This window comes from Paenibacillus lignilyticus (genome assembly GCF_017942085.1).
In the GTDB taxonomy this organism is placed as follows: domain Bacteria; phylum Bacillota; class Bacilli; order Paenibacillales; family Paenibacillaceae; genus Paenibacillus_Z; species Paenibacillus_Z lignilyticus.
Genome location: NZ_JAGKSP010000009.1, coordinates 158,751 through 178,144 on the forward strand (window position 1 = coordinate 158,751; position 19,394 = coordinate 178,144).

Sequence of the window (19,394 nt, forward strand, 5' to 3'; positions counted from 1 at the left end):
CTATATAGGCTGAACGTTGCGATTATTTAAATTCAGCTACCAACTTATCGAATTGCTCTTGCGACAAGGATAGATCTTGGTTGGCCAAACCTTCCGTTTGGAAGCCGCTCACCATATCCTCATATGATTTGCGCTCTTTGTTTTGGTAGATGAGACCTGTAAGCATGCCGTTCGTTTCCATGATTTTGTTCATAGCCGCGATACGGTTTGTCGGATCGTAATCCGGGAATTGATCCAGGTTTACGATATTTTCTTTGAACCAGTCGTACGTGTTCACTTTGTTGAACGTTACGCATGGGCTGAATACGTTGATCAGCGAGAATCCTTTGTGGTTCAGGCCTGCTTCGATCAAAGCAGTCAACTGCTTCAGATCGCTGGAGAACGATTGCGCGATAAACGTAGCGCCGGCAGACATTGCGATTTCAAGCGGCGATAGCGTTGATTCAATCGAACCCTCCGGAGTCGATTTGGTTTTGAAGCCCTCCGCACTGCGCGGCGAAGTTTGACCCTTCGTCAAGCCGTAGATTTGGTTATCCATTACGATGTACGTAAGGTCAACGTTACGGCGAATGGCATGAACGGTATGGCCCATACCGATTGCGAAGCCGTCACCGTCACCGCCGGAAGCGATAACCGTCAGCTCGCGGTTCGCAAGCTTCACGCCTTGTGCGATTGGCAATGCGCGGCCGTGAATACCGTGAAGACCGTACGCATTCACATAACCGGAGATACGACCGGAACAGCCGATCCCGGAAATAACAGCCAGACCCTCAGGCTCTAGGCCCACGTTAGCGGCAGCCCGCTGAATCGCGGCTTGAACGGAGAAATCTCCGCAGCCCGGGCACCAGTTCGGTTTTACATTATTACGGAACTCTTTAAATGTAGCCATCTCTTAGACCAACTCCTTGCATGCTTTGTGCACTTCGGAAGGCAGGAACGGATTGCCGTCGTATTTCAGAACGCTCTTGATTTTGTCCGCGTGACCTGCGTGCAATTTCACTTGATCAGCCAGTTGGCCGGTTGCATTGTTCTCAAGCACAACAACCTTCGCTGCGCTTTGCAGGTAAGGCGTCACCAGATCCGTAGGGAACGGGTGAATCTGACGAATCGTGATATGGTTCGTTTTCAGGCCGTCACTCTCCATACGTTGACGAGCTTCGTCGATCGTACCGCCGGTCGAACCCATGCCGATGATGAGCAAATCTGCTTCTTTGTGAGGAGCATCTGCGCGAACCGCGTCACGGATATACATGCCGTCAAGCTTCGTAAGACGTTTATCCATCATCTTCTTACGGTTGATGGCACTTTCCGAAGGACGTCCCGTTTCGTCGTGCTCAACGCCCGTTACATGGTGCAAACCGCCTTTGTCGCCCGGAATAACACGCGGGGATACGCCGTCTTCCGTTAGTTCATAACGTTTGAACAGCTCATTCGTTTCAAGTTCAGGCAAATCGCGAACGAGTTTACCGCGGTTAATCGGCATTTTATTCAGATCAAGCTGCTCGCAGGATTGTTTACCGAGCGACAGCTGAAGGTCAGTCATCAGGATAACCGGTACTTGATATTGCTCCGACAGGTTGAACGATTCAATGGTGTCGTAGAAGCAATCTTCAAGGGAAGCCGGTGCGATTACGATCTTCGGAATCTCACCATGCGTTCCGTATACCATTGCGTTAAGGTCAGATTGTTCTTGCTTTGTAGGCAAGCCCGTGGAAGGACCTCCACGCTGCGTATCTACGATTACAAGAGGCGTTTCTGTCATCCCTGCAAGACCGATGGCTTCCATCATAAGCGACAGACCAGGACCGGCCGAAGCTGTCATCGTACGAACCCCAGCGTAGTTTGCTCCGATAGCCATCGTTACAGCAGCGATCTCATCTTCGGTTTGAATGACAGTTCCACCGAACTTAGGAAGCTTCTTGATCAAGTATTCCATAATCTCGGAAGCCGGCGTAATTGGATAGGCGGACATCAAGCGGCAGCCGCCGGCAACAGCGCCAAGGCCAATCGCTTCGTTACCGATCATGAACAGCTTCTGTTTGCCGTCAGCCGGCTCTAGTTGGAACTCTTCCAACGGGCCGCCTGCCAGCTCTAGTACATAGTCAGAACCGCGTTTAACCGCTTCGATATTCTTCTCCACGATTGCGGCGCCTTTACGGCCGAACTCTTCTTCTACTGCTTTATTAAATACATCAACTGGCAGACCAAGAAGCGCCCAAGACGCGCCGGACGCCACCATATTTTTCATTAGGGAAGTACCCAAATCTTCGGCAATCGAAGTGATCGGTACTGCAAATAAACGTGCATTAATGCCTTCCGACAGAACTGGATTAAACTTTGCGTCGGCAACGACTACGCCGCCTGCACGCAATTCATGTGCGTTTAAGTCGATACTCTCTTGGTCAAATGCAACCAAAATGTCCAAATCATCCGAAATGGCAAGCATCGGTTTGGTGCTGATTCTGATTTTATTGTTGGTATGACCGCCTTTGATACGTGAAGAAAAGTGACGGTAACCATACAAGTAGTAACCAAGACGGTTAAGAGCTGTCGAGAAAATACGGTCGGTACTTTCAACGCCTTCCCCTTGTTGTCCCCCGATTTTCCAAGACAATTGACTAATCAAAACGCCCATCTCCTCTTTTGATGAACCTGCAATATTTTCGACATCTTTTAACAATAATAATAAATTTCTTTCAACAGTCAAATAAATTTTATGACTCAAAGTACTAAAATGCAAGGTGTAAATGCGTTTTCATCACATAGTTCTTTTCGATTATACCCATATCACAGCGAGATGGGAATCCCTTAATCGTTCAGCTAGGAAGATGCTTTACCAGAAAACGCAATGCATTTCCGGCTAAAAATGCATCCACGCGTTCTTCGGAATATCGCGTAAGCAATGCATTCTGTAGATTGTAGAGCTCCCCGGGATGCGCCAACTCTTGTACATGTGCCTCGATCCCATCGAAATCCGATCCGAACATGAGCAGCTCTTCACCGCCAAGCTCGCAAATTCGCTCTATGTGACGCAGCACGTCAGCAATTGCCGCGGCATGATGAGTCGCAACAAATTGCGGCACGAAAGTAATCCCAATCATCCCTTCTCGTTCAATGAGCGCTTTCAGCTGATCGTCCGCAAGATTGCGGGGATGCGCGCACAGACTCCGGCAATTTGAATGCGATGCGATCAGCGGCTTTGTTGAGACCTTAATCATTTCCCAAAATGCGTTGTCGCTCAAATGAGACACATCTAACAGTATACCCAATCTATCACATTCTTTTACTAGGGCTCGGCCTTTTTTTGTAAGACCGCCTCCACGCGGCTCCATAGCCCCGTCAGCGCCCCAATTCGCATAGTTCCATGTTAACCCCAACGCTCTCACCCCGAGCTCGTAGAGGATGCGCAGCATCGCCAGATCACCATGCAGACCGTCTGCGCCCTCGAGCGACAACATCGCTCCTATTGAATTGCTGTTGTTCATGAGCGCGGCTGCATCCGCTGAGGTCCGTACGAAGGTCATTTCCGGGGCAGACAGTACTTTACGATGAAACAAATCAATACTATGTAGAATTGGAGTCATCGATTTCTCCATCCGTTCGGGAACATAAATGGCAAAGGTCTGAAGAAGAGAGCCCGCCTGTTTAAGACGCGGCAATGTGACATCGAGCTTATTCGTGGAATCCTGCTCGAAAGATAAGGATTGATCTTCGAGAAGCTTCCACAGCACATCACAATGAAAATCCACACTTCTTAATTTCGGCATCGACACAACCTCCCGTATCACCTATTTTTCACGCAAAAAAACCTGCCTACAGCGTAAACAGGTCGAAGAGTTCAGATGGAATTATGTGGGCGTATTCTATCTCGGCTCAACGATTAGTTTTATCGCTGTACGATCCTCGCCGTCTATAACGATGTCTGTGAATGCCGGGATGCAAATGAGGTCTACTCCGCTCGGCGCTACAAATCCTCTTGCAATTGCCACCGCCTTTACCGCTTGATTCAACGCACCAGCCCCGATTGCTTGTAATTCAGCTGCGCCGCGTTCGCGTAATACGCCGGCCAGCGCTCCTGCAACAGAATTTGGATTGGACTTTGCTGAAACTTTTAAGACATCCATGGATAGTACCTCCTCGGGAATGATGGATGAATACTGCTATTTAGATAGATATTCGAGAGAGGTGAAATAATTCCTGCTTTCACTTTGCAATATATTCTGAATTATGAGAATTTTCATAGAACAATGAATAAAAAAACAGATTGTCTGCTACATGAGCAGCCAATCTGTTTCGGTTAATCGGATTTTTTGTATTTTCGTCGCAGCTCCTGTTGCTTCATCAATCTCAACCGCGATGGCATGGAGATGCCAATCTCCCTCATCCACAACAAACCGTGTCGGCAGCTGCGTCAAGAACTTATGCAGCACTGCATGCCGTTCCATCCCCAGTACGCCGTCTCTGGGCCCAACCATGCCTACATCCGTCAAATAGGCTGTGCCTCCAGGAAGAATGCGATCATCATTCGTCTGCACATGGGTATGCGTGCCAACGACGATGGATGCGCGGCCGTCCAAGTGCCATCCCATCGCGATCTTCTCTGAAGTCGCTTCGGCGTGAAAATCGACTAAGATGTTTTTCGTCTGCTGCTGCATCTCTTCGATCAGCTCATCCGCTTTACGGAATGGGCAATCGATTGGCGGCAAGAAGGTTCTTCCCTGCAGATTAATGATCGCCAGTTCTTTGCCGTTCGCCTTGATGACCGTTGCCCCTTGACCGGGCGCCTCTTCCACGAAGTTGGCTGGGCGAACCATGCGAGGCTGATCATCGATCCATTCGAAAATATCTTTGTTATCCCAAGTATGATTGCCCATCGTAATGCCGTGAACACCGGCTTCAAGCAGTTCTTTCACAATCGTTGCTGTAATGCCTCTGCCTGCTGCCGCATTCTCGCCATTGGCAATAATAATGTGCGGGTTGTATTTGGATTTCAGTGCCGGCAGCACCTTCTTGACCGCGTTACGACCCACATTTCCGACGATATCCCCAATAAACAATACGTTCATGACACCATAACCTCTCTAGTGAAGACCAGAAAAGTGGCTGCAAGCAGCCACTTTTCTAGGTACCTTGCTATTTACTTATTTCGCATATTCAACAGCACGCGTCTCACGAATGACCGTTACTTTAATATGCCCCGGATAATCGAGCTCACTCTCGATTTTCTTCGTAATATCGCGAGCTAGGCGGAATGCTTCCGTATCGTCGATTTTGTCAGGTTGAACCATAACGCGAACCTCGCGGCCTGCTTGAATCGCGTAAGATTTCTCAACTCCGTCGAACGATTCCGAGATGCCTTCCAGCTTCTCCAGCCGTTTGATGTACGTCTCAAGAGTTTCTCTGCGTGCACCAGGTCTTGCTGCCGACAAGGCATCTGCCGCGCCTACGAGCATTGCGATAACCGATGTTGCTTCGCAATCGCCGTGGTGGGACGCGATACTGTTGATGACAACAGGATGCTCTTTGTATTTCTTCGCCAGCTCTACGCCGATCTCGACATGTGAGCCTTCCACTTCATGATCGAGCGCTTTGCCGATATCATGCAGCAATCCGGCACGTCTTGCTAGCGTCAGGTCTTCACCCAGCTCTGCAGCCATTAAGCCGGTCAAATAAGCAACTTCCATGGAGTGCTTGAGCACGTTTTGACCATAGCTTGTACGATATTTGAGTCGACCTAAAATCTTAATGAGATCTGGATGTAAGCCATGCACGCCAACTTCATAAGTCGCCTGCTCTCCGTATTCACGGATACGTTCATCCACTTCTTTGCGCGACTTCTCTACCATTTCCTCGATACGTGCAGGATGGATACGACCATCAGCTACAAGCTTCTCGAGTGATGTACGAGCAATCTCACGACGAATTGGATCGAAACCAGACAAGATGACCGCTTCCGGTGTATCGTCGATTATGAGATCGATACCGGTCAACGTTTCCAGTGCGCGAATGTTGCGGCCTTCACGTCCGATAATGCGGCCTTTCATTTCTTCATTTGGCAATGCAACTACGGAAACCGTAGTTTCAGCCACATGATCTGCTGCACAGCGCTGAATGGCAAGCGAGATAATATCACGTGCTTTCTTATCCGCTTCTTCCTTCGCTTGCTGCTCGATTTCTTTAATCATTTGTGCAGTTTCATGACGAACTTCCTGCTCAACGTTGTTCAAGATGATTTGTTTCGCATCTTCCATTGTTAAGTTCGAAATCCGCTCAAGCTCTTGAAGCTGCTGTTTGTAAAGGGTATCGATTTGTTCCTGTGTTTCCTCGATCCGCTTCTCTTTGTTGGCAACTTGTTCTTCTTTGCGTTCCAGCGCTTCTATTTTTTTATCCAACGACTCTTCTTTCTGAATCAGTCGTCTTTCAAGACGCTGTACCTCATTACGACGTTCGCGAATATCTCTCTCAGCCTCGGTACGGAGCTTGTGGACTTCATCTTTCGCTTCGAGAACCGTTTCTTTCTTCTGCGCTTCGGCTTCTTTCTTCGCATTGTCAACAATTTGACTAGCGGCCTGCTCGGCGCTTGAAATTTTGGCCTCGGCGATCGATTTGCGAATAAAATAACCGACACCAAAGAAAATTGCACCAACAACGAGAATGATCAGGATCCATACCACTGCTGGCATCTTTCTCACCTCCTCGTTGCTCACCTAAGCAAACGCTTGGGACATTATTTGGTTTTCTAGCCGGTTTTTAACCCGATCATACATAACTAAATTTGACGAAAATAATCGTTTCGAATCAATTTTTGGAAGGAAAATCGATTCTAGAATAAAGAATACAAACTTATTTTATCTTTTGTGAAAATCAATTGTCAAGCATATGCCCATCCTCATCATCTTCCATTCCAAGAACGGCAGCCTTTACCGCTTCTCTTACCGCATTCATCGGAAACCCGCGGCGAAGAAGAAACACGGCTAATTTCTGTTTCCTCTCGCGAGGTTCCCCTTTAATATAGGGCCATTTCTTATGGGCGGCCCGAATGGCGATATCCGTCTCCGATTGCTCATTCAGCTTCTGAGAGGCTTGCTTGGCCATATCTCTGGAGATTCCGCGTTGCACAAGCTCCTGCTGCAATAAGCGGCGCCCTTTCATCTGCGTCCGCATTCGTTCGGAAGCATACATGTGGGCATATTGTTTATCGTTTACCAATCCTTCCTGCGTCAGACGCTCAATCGCTTTCTCCGCGGAATCGGGATCGATTTCCTTTCGTGCCAAATATCGCAAAATCTCCTTCTCCGTCCGCTGTCTTGCTCCTAAATAGGATAGAGAAAGAATGTATGCCCGGTGCTTGGTGTCCTCTTCAACAATCTGTTTCAGCTCATCCGCATGAATTTCTCTGCCCTTCAGCAGACGAAATTTAATGAGTAGGTCTTCATGTACGCTGGTGTACGGTTCTTGCGAATCATTGACAAATAAATGGTAGCGCTGCTTGGACTTCCGGTCCTGTTCAACGCCGGTAATAACTAGCACCTCTGTCCCTCCCCTACGTGGAACCACTTACTTAATAAATAGAGAAGCACCTGTACAGGTGCTTCTCCGGGTAACCGATCTCAATCGGTTTATTCCAAATCCAAATCCAATTCGTCCTCGTCCTCTTCGTCCTCGCTGAATGCCGCTGCGCCTGCAGCTGCTGCAGCCATGTTGCTGGCATCACGAATTTGCTTCTCGATCACAGCCGCAATGTCTTTATGATCTTTAAGGAACTGCTTCGCATTCTCACGGCCTTGTCCAAGACGCTCACCGTTATAGGAGAACCACGCACCGCTCTTCTGAACGATATCCTGCTCGACGCCGATATCCACGATGCTCCCCTCTTTGGAGATGCCTTCGCCATACATAATGTCGACTTCGGCTTGTTTGAAAGGAGGAGCTACTTTGTTCTTAACAACCTTAATACGTGTCCGGTTACCGACAACGTCATTCCCTTGCTTAATGGACTCGATACGACGAACATCAAGACGGATTGTGGAGTAGAACTTCAGCGCGCGACCGCCCGGCGTTGTCTCAGGGTTACCGAACATAACGCCGACCTTCTCACGAAGCTGGTTAATAAAGATCGTGATGGTCTTAGACTTGCTGATGGCACCGGAGAGCTTACGAAGTGCTTGCGACATCAAACGCGCTTGCAAACCAACATGGGAATCTCCCATGTCGCCTTCGATTTCCGCTTTCGGAACGAGTGCCGCAACGGAGTCAACAACGACGATGTCTACCGCGCCGCTGCGAACAAGAGCTTCCGCGATCTCTAGACCTTGTTCACCCGTATCCGGCTGCGAGAGAAGCAATTCATCAATGTTAACGCCAAGCTTGCTTGCATACGAAGGATCAAGAGCATGCTCCGCATCGATAAATGCAGCTTGTCCGCCTGCACGTTGTACTTCTGCGATCGCATGAAGCGCAACTGTTGTTTTACCGGAAGATTCCGGTCCGTATACTTCAATAATCCGGCCGCGCGGGAAGCCGCCAATTCCAAGTGCAATATCTAGTGCAAGCGCACCGCTGGATACCGTTTCAACTTGCATATGTGTCGATTCACCGAGCTTCATGATGGAGCCTTTACCAAATTGCTTCTCTATTTGACGCAATGCCATTTCTAATGCGGCTTTACGATCTGCCAACGAATCCACATCCCTTATGATTTATACTTTAATGATACCTTGTTTTGTTCGCTTTGACAAGAGTTTTTGCGAACATATATTCTTATTTCTCATTTGGCCAAATGGAGAAACAAAAAAAGAACCGCAGCAAAGTAATCTTCGCCACGGTTCTTCCGCTAACTAATGTCGATTATAGTCGAAAATTCATCGTCTGACAAGCTGAATTTAACATTTTATTCTAGTTTAGAGTGCCTGCCACAGCCGATAAAGAAGCGACTTCGCCGCACGCAGTCGAATAATGCCTCTGCTGCCGCTAAGATGCGCCGTGAACACCTGCGTGGGCTTCCCGCGCTCGGAAAGACCGAAATACACAAGTCCGACCGGCTTCCCTTCGGACTCGGCAGGACCGGCTACGCCCGTTAACGAGACGCCGAAATCGCTGCCTGCAAGTTCACGGACCCGCTCCGCCATGAGCGCCGCAGTCGATTCGCTGATTGCGCCGGGTGCATCGGTCCCTTCGAGCTGGGACATCGGGATGCTCAGCAATTTATGTTTCATTAAATTGGTGTACGTCACAACGCCGCCGACAAACTCGCCGCTGCTTCCCGGTACTTGCGTCACGAGCTGCGCGAATAAACCGCCTGTAAGACTCTCTGCGCTGGCTAGCGACCGTCCGGTTGCCCGTAGCTGCCTAATGACAGCTTCCTCGAGCGGAATGTCCTCACGTGCGTACAGATGCGTGCCAACGCGTGCAAGAATTTGATCCTCCGCCGTTTTGAGACGTGTTTCGGCTTCCTGCTCGTTCAATGCTTTCGTCGAAATTCGAATAGCAACTTCGCCTTCTTTGGCATACGGAGCAATCGACGGATCGGATTGACCTTCAATTAAATCGATAATGGCCTGCTCCAAGCTTGATTCACCGATTCCGGCGAACATGAGCAATCGCGAGAACAGCTTGCGTTCCTCTCCCATGACAGATCTAATCCACGCTTTAGCCGGACCGTCGAACATCGGTTTCATTTCGCGCGGCGGCCCCGGGAGCAGCACATAGCTCGTGCCATCCACGGTGAGTGCATTGCCAACGGCTAAGCCTGCATCATTCATCAGCGGATCGCTGCCTTCAATCAGATGCGCCTGGCGGCGGTTGCTTTCCACCATATGAATGCCGCGCGAGCTGAACAAAGCCTCTATTTTGTCCATGGACGGCTGATGGATTTCAATCGAACGGTTTAAATAGTCCGCCAGCGCATCCTTAGTCAGATCATCCATCGTCGGCCCAAGTCCGCCGGTAAAGAGGATGAGATCTGCCCTAGTGCGCGCAAGCTCGATCGCCTGTCGAATCCGGCTCGCATTATCACCGACGACTGTCTGAAAATATACATCGACCCCCAGCTCCGCAAGCCCTTGAGACAAATAAGTAGCATTCGTATTCACAGTCTGACCCAGCAGCAATTCCGTACCTACGGCAATAATTTCAGCGCGCATGACAACAGCTCCAATCTATGTATAAGGTGGATTAGAAACCCGGTTAAGGAAAAGCAAAGCACCACCCCTTCCTGACGAACGGAAGGAGTGATGCTGCATGTTTGAAGCCGGTTTAAGCTACCGGAATGAGATTTTTATTTTTGACAAAATAATCGATGCCGGAGTAAACCGTGATGAGTGCCGCTGCATAACTAGAAATCAAGTCGAACGGAAAATCCAGAAATGCAAACGGGAAATTGTTAAGCAATAACGCGATAATCATCGTAATTTGAACGGCTGTCTTCCATTTGCCCCACGTGCTGGCAGCCAGAACAGAGCCTTCAAGCAGTGCAATCTGGCGAAGGCCGGTGACTGCAAACTCACGACTTATGATGACGATCGCGATCCAAGCATCAAGCTTAGCCATTTCGACAAGCGAAATAAGCACCGCCGCAACTAACAGCTTGTCTGCCAGCGGATCCAACAGCTTGCCCAAATTAGTGACGATTTTGTTCTTGCGTGCAATATAGCCGTCAAGTCCATCTGTGCTCGCTGCAACGATAAAGACCAGCGCGGCCAAAATCTGATTCCAAGTAATGGAAAAATCATCATAGGTGAGCGGCTTCAGATCAACGTTGATCAGCAGCAGCACCATAATTATGGGCACCAAAAAGATGCGGATAAGCGTAATGCGGTTGGCTAAATTCACGAGAGCCCCTCCCCGGACATATCAAACTCGTAAGCGTGCGTGATGCGCACCCTTTGAATTTCGCCGATTGCGGCCTTACATTTCGAGATAAACACTTCACCGTCAATTTCAGGTGCATCGTATTCCGAGCGGCCAACGTATACATCACTGCGGCCGTCATAGCGTTCTACCAGCACGTCGATCTCTTTGCCTACATGCTTGCCGCTAAGCTCTTTGGATACTTCGCGCTGAATTTCCATGAGTGTATTGGAGCGCCACTCTTTCACATCATCAGGAACAGCATCCGGCAAGCGAACCGCCGGTGTATCCTCTTCCGCGGAGTACGTAAACACACCCAAACGATCAAATTTCATCTCGCGTACAAAATCGCACAGTCGTTCGAAATCCTCGTTGGTTTCGCCTGGGAACCCAACAATAATGGAAGTCCGAAGCGCTACATCCGGAATGCGGGCACGAATCCGCTGCACTAAAGCGCGCGTATCCGTTTGGCGTCCAGGGCGGCGCATTCTCTTCAGAATGGAATCTTCGCTATGCTGAAGCGGCATATCAATATAGTTGCATACTTTCGGATTTGCAGCGATGGTTTCGATCAGCTCGTCCGTGAAGAAGCCCGGGTATGCATAATGCAGACGTACCCATGCAATGCCGTCCACTTCGCTTACGCGATTCAGCAGCTCCGGAAGCATAAACTTATCGTACAGATCCGTTCCGTAATTCGTGGAATCCTGCGCAATTAAGCTGACTTCCTTCACGCCTTGCTTAGCCAGCATCTCCACTTCAGCCACGATGGACTCCATCGAACGGCTGCGGAACTTACCGCGCATGATCGGAATCGAACAGAATGTACAAGCGTTGTCGCAGCCTTCGGCGATTTTCACATAAGCCGTGTAACGCGGCGTAGTCACCAGACGCGGTAGCTTCTGATCGTAGTCAAAGACCGGATTTCCGACTTTAACCGGACGTTTACCGCGAAGCGCTTCTTCGACAATATCCGTAATCTGATGGAAATCGCCCGTACCGACAATACCGTCGATCTCCGGCATTTCTTCCATCAACTGCTTCTTATAACGCTGTGTCAAACAACCGGAGACGATAAGCGCCTTAAGACGGCCCGTTTGCTTGAATTCGGCCATGTCCAGAATTGTATTGACGGACTCTTCCTTAGCCGCATCAATAAATCCGCATGTATTCACGATAATAACGGTGGCATCATCTGCTTGATCCACCAATTGGTAGCCGCGTTGATCGATTAGACCGGACATAATCTCCGAATCGACCAAATTCTTCTCACAGCCCAATGTTACGACTTTCACTCGTTCTGTCATTTTGTATCCCCCAAACCCCTCCGTAAAGCTATCCTAACAAGTATAATACAAGGCATATTCAGTGTCAAAATACGAAAAAGTCCCAGCCACCGCGACTTTGCCCGCGGACCGGGACTCTTCTTATGTACCAAATTCCCTTAACGATAGTTCGTAAATTGCAGTTCGATTTGAAGATCCGCGCCGCGCAGCATCGCCATGACCGCTTGCAAATCATCAAGGCTCTTGCCCGTTACGCGAATGGAATCCCCTTGAATTTGGCTTTTCACTTTAAGCTTGGAATCTCGAATCAGAATATTAATTTTTTTTGAAATATCCTGCTCGATGCCTTGCTTCAGCTTAATCTTCTGTCTAACCGTACCCGCCGAAGCCGGCTCCAGTTTACCGAATTCCATGTTCTTGATGGGAACGCCGCGCTTGATCATTTTGGATTGCAAAATATCAACGACGCTCTTCAATTTATACTCGTCATCCGATACAACGACGATATCTTCTTTCTCGAGCGCAATGCTGCTCTTGCTGTTCTTGAAATCGAAACGGGTCTCAATCTCCCGCTCCGCTTGTGTAATTGCATTGTTCAGCTCTTGCATATCGACCTTCGATACGATATCAAATGAATTCTCAGCCATCTTCCATTGCAGCTCCTTTGCTTTTTCATTGTCAAGTATTATAACGCATCTTCCTGCGCAAGAAAAGGCATTCCTCCCGGCTATTCCCAGGATGAATGCCTCTGTGCGTTACTCAGCAGTCTTATTAGCTGTATCTGCTGTATCATCTTCAACCATATCCAGCTGCATGCGATGTGGATTTGCTGCATTTCCATCTTCCATCGCAACGCCGTCGAGAGTCACTTCAACCAAATCCGCGCGTCCGACATTGATATAAGCGGGACCGTTGATATCAAGCTCAATGGTTTCGCCGGATTTATTGAATTGATGCTGCAAAATATATTTCCCGCTCTTGTTCTTCTCTTTGACCCCGACCCAAGCACGTCCGGTCGCATTAAACACGATTTTATGCGCGCCTGCAGGTGCAACCTTGTAATAATCCGTCGAACCGGAAGAACGGTCAAGCGTCAGCGTTGTCGCTGGCACAACAGGTTCCTCCACCGGCTCCTCTGTTGGAGGTGGTGTAACCGGGACTTCATCTTTGCCGCCGGTAGGTTCGTTCGTGGACGCATTATCACCGTTTTTTACCGTAGCCTTGTCAGGATTGTTCTCCGGCGCTTCCGTCTGATCCGTCATCTTCGTTTGATCTGCGGAATCCACATTGTCTTTGCTTGGCTGCTTGATTGCATAAATATAAACCAGCACGATAATGAGGAGCAGAAACGACCACATCAGCGTACGAAAACCCCATTTGCCCCATCGATCATTGGATTGCGTTTGAGAGCGGCGTGGTCGTTGGATTGGCTCCACCACTTGCTCCGGAACGTTCGAGGGGATTTCCTTGTTGTACAAACGAAGAACTTCGTCAGCATCAAGCCCCACTGCTTCTGCATAGTTCTTTACAAACGCGCGCACATAGAATGAACCGGGAAGCACACTATAATTGCCTTCCTCAATCGCTTCAAGATAGCGTTTGCGAATTTTCGTCAATTCCTGGATGTCATCCAGGGACAGCCTTCGCTGTTCCCTCGCCTTCTGAAGCAAGGCACCCAAATCCGACATGACCACACCTCCTCATTTCATCAAAAATCGTTAAAGCCCATCGTAAACGATTCGTAAGAAATTTCCTCGTCGGGTGTATTGCGCAATTCGATAATATAATCAAAATCACTATATTCATACGCCGATTCCTTCACGAAAATATCCGGATGCTCGATTACTTTCGTTGATGGCATTGCCATAATTTCTTGCAAGAGCGCATGGTGTTTCTCATTCGAACGAATTGTGCTGACAATCCCGTCAATAATAAAAATGTTGTTCGGCGTCATTTCTTCTTCCGACAGCTGGCTGCGCACCGTTTGTCTAAGCAGCGTGGAAGAAACGAAGGTCCAGCGCTTATTGGAGCAAACGCTGCCCGCGATGATAGATTCCGTCTTACCGACGCGCGGCATGCCGCGCAATCCGATTAACTGGTTACCTTCTCGTTTAAACACTTCTCCAAGGAAATCAACCAGCATCCCAAGCTCGTCCCGCGTGAAACGGAACGTTTTGCGATCGTCGGAATCTCGTTCAATATAACGCCCATGACGAACAGCCAAAATATCTACGAGCTTCGGTTCGCGCAGCTTAAGCACGGTTATGTTATCAACCTTCTGAAGCATGCGTCCGAGAATTTCAATCTTCTCATCGTCATTCGTTTGCAGCAGCATGCCGCGAGTGCGGTTCTCTACACCATTAATCGTAAGAATGTTTACTTCAAGCATACCCAGCAAGGAAGCGATATCGCCAAGCAAGCCGGGACGGTTCTTATGTATTCTGTATTCCATGTACCATTGTTTGAATTCCATTATGACACCTCGTGTTTGTGGAGGAATAGGTAATTATATGATAATAATTCATGTGTGATAAAAGATTATTCTACAATATTCGTCAATATCCTGCAACCTCCGGCAAACATTACAGAAAAGCCTCCGTTTCGGGAGGCTTTTCTCGTGGAAGGTTTACGAATTTTGTACAAGCTTGACCATTAGGCCAGCAATCGTTTTTCGTTCCTGCTCGTCGCCGACATCCCAAAGTTCCTTGATTGCGCGTTCCTGCTCATTTTTGGGATCGACCTTTTCTCCAAGGAAGGAGCCGATCTCATAGGCAAGATTCGCGATGGTGTCTTCATTCAATCCCATTCCTTTGGCCTGATCCACGCGATCGTGCAAGAAATGCTTCCATGTTTCGAAATTAGAAAGGACAGTTGACATTGTTTCTGTTCCTCCTTCGCATGTTAGCCGTTATACGGCAACAACCGTATTGTACACGCAAAGGGTCGATCTTATTCGGATTTGCCCATCAAGTCAGCCATCCGCCGTTTGGACTAATGATTTGGCCCGTAATGTACGCGGATTCCGGCAGCGCCAAGAAATAAACAAGCGAAGCAATCTCCTCAGGCTGCGCAAAACGTCCAACGGGAATTTCGGACTCCAATGCCGATTTTTCTTCCGCATTAAGGTTGTCCAGCATTACGGTATCGACTGCGCCCGGCGCTACCGCATTCACGGTAACTCCTGACGGCGCCAGTTCTTTGGCTAATGCTTTGGTGAAGGCATTCATGCCGCCTTTACTGGTTGAATACAGCACCTCACAAGAGGCGCCGGACATCCCCCAAATGGACGAGACATTAATAATGCGGCCGAATCGCTGGGAAATCATCGCGGGCATAAAGAGCTGCGTACAGAGAAACATACCCTTTAAATTCACATTCATGACTTCGTCCCATGCTTCTTCCGAAACATCTTCCAGCATGCTGTAATGGGCAATGCCGGCATTGTTTACGACGATATCCGGCATCATGCCGCGTGACTCCAGCTTCTCGCGCATGCGAATCAGCTGTTCCTTAGAGCGAATATCCGCTGTAACGGTCAACACGTTGGCTGCACCCAGTCGCATGCAGGTGCGAGCCGTCTCGTTAGCGGCTTCATGAGCTTGATTATAATGAATGACGACGTTCATGTTCTCCGCGGCGAAGCGGCGCGCAATGGCCGCTCCAATCCCACGGCTTCCCCCAGTCACGAGCACCGTCATTTCCTTTAATGTTTTCAATTGGTTTCTTTTGCTACGATGGATACGGCCATTCGATTCCAGTCAAAATGATTACGCAGTCGCTCATTTGCTTCTTCGAGCGTAATGCTTTCATAGACGGGCAGCATCTTAAACAAATCTGCACCGCGGAATCGATAGCGCGTGAATTCACCGGCGATAGCTTCAGGGGAGTTAAGCATACGAAGATAACCGCCGATTTTTTTGCGTTTGGTCCGCTCGAATGTTTCCTCGTTAAGGCCCGTTGTTTGGGCTTCGTCGATAGCAGCGCGAAGTCGGCGAATGAGTTCATCCGGATCGCGAGTTTCGCCGCCTACAACAGAGAAAGCATAATCCTCGCTGCTGTTGAACTCATGCCCGAAGGAATCCGAGATCAGATTATCATCGTACAAAGCATGATAAATCGGTGCACTCGAACCTAACAACGCATCAAGCATCAATTTAGTTGCAAGCTCTGTGCGAAGAAGCTCCTCCGGATTCAAAGCACCGCGATTTTCTTTAAAGCCGATCATGCATTTCGGCATGGAAACAGGCAACGCTGCTGTTTTGCGCGGGATCTTAACCGTTTCCGGCTCCGGATCGAAAAATCTCGAGATTGGGCCTTGCGGCTCAAAGGTCTTACGGGCCTGATTCTCGCGAACCAGCTTCATAACCGCTTCTGCTTGGACGCCGCCTACAACGAACAAGAACATATTGGACGGGTGGTAGAAGGTTTCATAGCAGCTGTACAGCGTTTCTTTGGTAATCTGGCGGATAGAATCGACCGTACCGGCAATGTCGATATGTATCGGGTGCTTGTGATACAGCGCGTCGATCAGACCAAAATAAACACGCCAGTCCGCATTATCGCGATACATATTGATTTCCTGCTCGATGATTCCTTTCTCCTTCTCGACGTTCTCGTCGGTGAAGTAAGGATTTTGCACGAAGTCGATTAAAGTTTCGAGATTCGCTTCAATTTGCTCCGTAGCCGAGAAAAGGTAAACCGTGCGATCGAAGCTGGTATACGCGTTTGCCGATGCGCCTTGGGATGCAAATGTAGCGAAAATATCTCCCGTCGGCTCTTCAAACATCTTGTGTTCCAAGAAATGAGCGATGCCGTCCGGCACCGAAATCGGTGTTTGATCTCCTACGGCAAACCGATTATCAATCGATCCGTAACGCGTGGAGAATGTCGCGTAGGTTTTGCTGAATCCTTCTTTGGGCAGCACTACTACTTCCAGCCCATTCGGTAAAATTTCACGGTACAGCGTTTCTTGAACGCCTGGGTAAGCTAACGTTTCCATAGGCTTAGCCCTCCTTCCTGTCACGCAGGAAATAGATCGTATCGAGCTCGGTTTTGTGTGCGATGGCGGCGATTTGCTCGGCAGTAACGGCCTGAACTTGCTCAAGCAGCTGCGCAGCGGAACGCTCGCGTTTAGATAGAATCGCATTGAAATCAAAGCCGATCATTTCATTCGCGGAATCTTGCAGCTCCCGCAGATGATTGGCGATCATCGCTTTCGTCTGATTCATCTCCAGGTCACTGTAGCTGCCGCTTCGCATACTCTCCAGCTGTTCTTTAATGATCGTGGTTGCTTTGTCGTAATTGGCGATTTCAATACCGGATTGAATGGTGCAAATGCCTTTATGCCCATCTAGACGCGAGGAAGCATAATAAGCTAAGCTGGCTTTCTCCCGTACGTTCAGGAACAGCTTGGAATGCGGATAACCGCCAAGAATACCGTTATACAGCAGTGCCGCCGGGTAATCATCGTCGCCATAAGCCGTATTAATTCGAAGGCCGAGGTTCAGCTTGCCCTGATTCACGTCCATTTGTTCGACAACCGTTTGAACTTGACTGATCGGCTTGCGAATCTCCGGCAGTTTATAATCGGCCGGTGCTCCCTCATTATGATGGAACGCCTCCGCTACGAGCGCTTTCACTTCTTCCAGCGAAGTGTCGCCGACTACATACAGATCAAAGGCTGCATTGGACAGCCAGTTACGATATGCTGCCGTTACGGACTCCGGTGTCAGACTCGCAATGTCTTCGAGTTTGCCGAGCGGATGAAGCCTGTAAGGCTCATCCTCGCACATGACCTCTAAGCAACGCTCCGCTGCATAACGAATTTTATCGTTAATAATCGCTTCTAGTCGCTTACGCAGCGTTTCTTTCTCGGCCTCTACGTATTTGGCGCGAAGATGACCGTTCTCTAATGTCGGCTCGGTTAATACCTCGCCTAACAGTTTCAAAGATTCGCCGAGCAGCGGCTGCTCGGACGAAACGAACCGATCGTTAATGACGTCCATTCTAAACTGGACGATTTGTGCGTCTCCTCGCTTATACACGTCAAAGCCGAAGCCCGCACCATACAAGTCATCCAGACGTTCGCGGAACTCAATTGTCTCCGGTGTTGAAGCCGTTCCCCGGCGCAGCACAAATGGAATTAGCGCTACAGGAGTAACGGTCTCTTCCGTCAATGGGAGACCGCAGTACAAGGAAATGGAAAATGTTTTGAAGCGCCGTGTGGGCAGAACATGCAATCGAATTCGATTCAGCTGACCTCGTTGAAATGGAGAGTTGCTCACGCAACACGACCCCCTTCCGCTCAAGTTTATAAAGTCAATCTATTCCAATTTCCTAGGATCTATTCCATTCTACCCGATCGGAAATGGAAGAAGCAACCCGCGTCGATCAGCAGGCTGCTCCTCAAATAACTACATGCAGAAAATATGTTTTCCGATCGTTTTCACTTGTGGACGCGTCCATATCCATTTGGATGTCGCAGTCACCGGATTAAAGTAATAGAGACACCCGCCGGTAGGATCCAAGCCGTTAATCGCATCCTGTACCGCTTTCTTCGCATTCTCATTCGGTGTCAGCCAAATTTGTCCGTCAGCCACCGCGGTGAAAGCACCCGGCTGAAATATAACACCGGAAACCGTATTGGGGAAGCTCGGCGACTTCACTCGATTCAAAATAACAGCTGCCACTGCTACCTGCCCGATAAACGGCTCTCCGCGAGATTCACCATACACTGCATTTGCCATCAGCTTGAGATCATTCGCAGACAGGCCAAGGTTATTGGACTTGTTTACATCCGATCCCGACGTGTTGTTATTACCGCTCGATCCACTGCCACTGCTGCTGCCGCTGCTCGTATCTGCTGCGGTCGGTTTCCAATTCTTCGTAGCTTCCCACAGCTTCAATTTGGTTTTCGCCCCGACAACCCCATCGGATTTTAGGCCGAACTTCCATTGAAACCATGTGACTGCTTTTTTCGTGTTGGCCCCGAAAACTCCGTCAACTTTGCCGTCGAAGTAGCCAAGTGCTTTCAACCGGCCTTGCAGCTCTGTGACGTCTTTTCCTGAAGACCCGACTTTGAGTGTAGCGCTGCTGAACGTTTCGGTTGTTTTACCGAACGAGGCATGCTTCAATGTGAAGGCGCCGAACAACAGAAGGACGATGACGATGGTCACCGTAATTAAACGATTTCTCATCTTTAGAATCTGCCTTTCTCTTGCAAATGGATTCGCAAAGCAAGCGAAGCATATTCCTAGTATG

At 49.0% G+C, this 19,394-nt stretch carries 19 protein-coding genes; all 19 read right to left on the minus strand.

Translation table 11 applies throughout. The features are described 5' to 3' along the window. Positions 1–22: 22 nt before the first annotated feature. Positions 23–889 (minus strand): 2-oxoacid:ferredoxin oxidoreductase subunit beta, encoded by an 867-nt coding sequence (locus I8J30_RS20845; RefSeq protein WP_210661404.1) that lies wholly within the window; start codon positions 887–889, stop codon positions 23–25. A gap of 3 nt (positions 890–892) precedes the next feature. Then, positions 893–2,626: a 2-oxoacid:acceptor oxidoreductase subunit alpha gene (locus tag I8J30_RS20850; RefSeq protein ID WP_210661406.1), complete on the minus strand. Its 1,734-nt coding sequence runs from the start codon at positions 2,624–2,626 to the stop codon at positions 893–895. Between the two features lie 190 nt (positions 2,627–2,816). Further along, positions 2,817–3,767, minus strand: a complete 951-nt coding sequence (locus I8J30_RS20855) for a dipeptidase (protein ID WP_210661408.1) — start codon at positions 3,765–3,767, stop codon at positions 2,817–2,819. Between the two features lie 96 nt (positions 3,768–3,863). Then, a complete protein-coding gene (locus I8J30_RS20860) occupies positions 3,864–4,124 on the minus strand; it encodes a stage V sporulation protein S (RefSeq protein ID WP_028597363.1) in 261 nt (86 codons plus the stop codon). Between the two features lie 147 nt (positions 4,125–4,271). Further along, positions 4,272–5,066 (minus strand): TIGR00282 family metallophosphoesterase, encoded by a 795-nt coding sequence (locus tag I8J30_RS20865; RefSeq protein WP_091218575.1) that lies wholly within the window; start codon positions 5,064–5,066, stop codon positions 4,272–4,274. 75 nt (positions 5,067–5,141) lie between these two features. Beyond that, positions 5,142–6,683, minus strand: coding sequence for a ribonuclease Y (rny, locus tag I8J30_RS20870; RefSeq protein ID WP_091218578.1), 1,542 nt, complete (start codon positions 6,681–6,683; stop codon positions 5,142–5,144). Between the two features lie 181 nt (positions 6,684–6,864). Beyond that, the gene (locus tag I8J30_RS34055; protein WP_210661411.1) at positions 6,865–7,530 is read right to left on the minus strand and encodes a RecX family transcriptional regulator; all 666 of its coding nucleotides are present in this window, start codon (positions 7,528–7,530) and stop codon (positions 6,865–6,867) included. Between the two features lie 89 nt (positions 7,531–7,619). Further along, positions 7,620–8,678: a recombinase RecA gene (recA, locus tag I8J30_RS20880; RefSeq protein ID WP_091218584.1), complete on the minus strand. Its 1,059-nt coding sequence runs from the start codon at positions 8,676–8,678 to the stop codon at positions 7,620–7,622. Between the two features lie 222 nt (positions 8,679–8,900). Beyond that, positions 8,901–10,142 carry a competence/damage-inducible protein A gene (locus I8J30_RS20885; RefSeq protein ID WP_210661413.1) on the minus strand — a complete coding sequence of 414 codons (1,242 nt, stop codon included), beginning with the start codon at positions 10,140–10,142 and terminating at the stop codon, positions 8,901–8,903. Positions 10,143–10,254: 112 nt separating this feature from the next. Then, positions 10,255–10,830, minus strand: a complete 576-nt coding sequence (pgsA, locus tag I8J30_RS20890) for a CDP-diacylglycerol--glycerol-3-phosphate 3-phosphatidyltransferase (protein ID WP_210661415.1) — start codon at positions 10,828–10,830, stop codon at positions 10,255–10,257. Beyond that, the gene (gene rimO, locus I8J30_RS20895; protein ID WP_210661417.1) at positions 10,827–12,155 is read right to left on the minus strand and encodes a 30S ribosomal protein S12 methylthiotransferase RimO; all 1,329 of its coding nucleotides are present in this window, start codon (positions 12,153–12,155) and stop codon (positions 10,827–10,829) included. The genes pgsA and rimO overlap by 4 nt, the downstream gene beginning before the upstream one ends. A gap of 137 nt (positions 12,156–12,292) precedes the next feature. Beyond that, on the minus strand, positions 12,293–12,781 hold the full coding sequence (locus I8J30_RS20900; RefSeq protein WP_091218591.1) for a YajQ family cyclic di-GMP-binding protein: 489 nt from the start codon (positions 12,779–12,781) through the stop codon (positions 12,293–12,295). A gap of 108 nt (positions 12,782–12,889) precedes the next feature. Beyond that, positions 12,890–13,822, minus strand: a complete 933-nt coding sequence (locus I8J30_RS20905; protein ID WP_210661419.1) for a helix-turn-helix domain-containing protein — start codon at positions 13,820–13,822, stop codon at positions 12,890–12,892. A gap of 20 nt (positions 13,823–13,842) precedes the next feature. Continuing rightward, positions 13,843–14,607 carry a DUF3388 domain-containing protein gene (locus tag I8J30_RS20910; RefSeq protein ID WP_090976411.1) on the minus strand — a complete coding sequence of 255 codons (765 nt, stop codon included), beginning with the start codon at positions 14,605–14,607 and terminating at the stop codon, positions 13,843–13,845. A gap of 153 nt (positions 14,608–14,760) precedes the next feature. Next, on the minus strand, positions 14,761–15,012 hold the full coding sequence (locus I8J30_RS20915; protein ID WP_210661421.1) for a DUF3243 domain-containing protein: 252 nt from the start codon (positions 15,010–15,012) through the stop codon (positions 14,761–14,763). An 88-nt stretch (positions 15,013–15,100) separates the two neighbouring features. Beyond that, positions 15,101–15,832: an elongation factor P 5-aminopentanone reductase gene (gene ymfI, locus I8J30_RS20920; RefSeq protein ID WP_091220405.1), complete on the minus strand. Its 732-nt coding sequence runs from the start codon at positions 15,830–15,832 to the stop codon at positions 15,101–15,103. Between the two features lie 14 nt (positions 15,833–15,846). Further along, complete coding sequence (yfmH, locus tag I8J30_RS20925; protein ID WP_210661423.1) at positions 15,847–17,133, minus strand: EF-P 5-aminopentanol modification-associated protein YfmH; 1,287 nt, start codon at positions 17,131–17,133, stop codon at positions 15,847–15,849. Between the two features lie 4 nt (positions 17,134–17,137). After that, positions 17,138–18,418 carry an EF-P 5-aminopentanol modification-associated protein YfmF gene (yfmF, locus tag I8J30_RS20930; protein ID WP_210661424.1) on the minus strand — a complete coding sequence of 427 codons (1,281 nt, stop codon included), beginning with the start codon at positions 18,416–18,418 and terminating at the stop codon, positions 17,138–17,140. Positions 18,419–18,547: 129 nt separating this feature from the next. After that, entirely contained in the window at positions 18,548–19,330 is a 783-nt protein-coding gene (gene sleB / locus I8J30_RS20935) for a spore cortex-lytic enzyme (RefSeq protein WP_210661426.1), read from the minus strand. Positions 19,331–19,394: the final 64 nt, after the last annotated feature.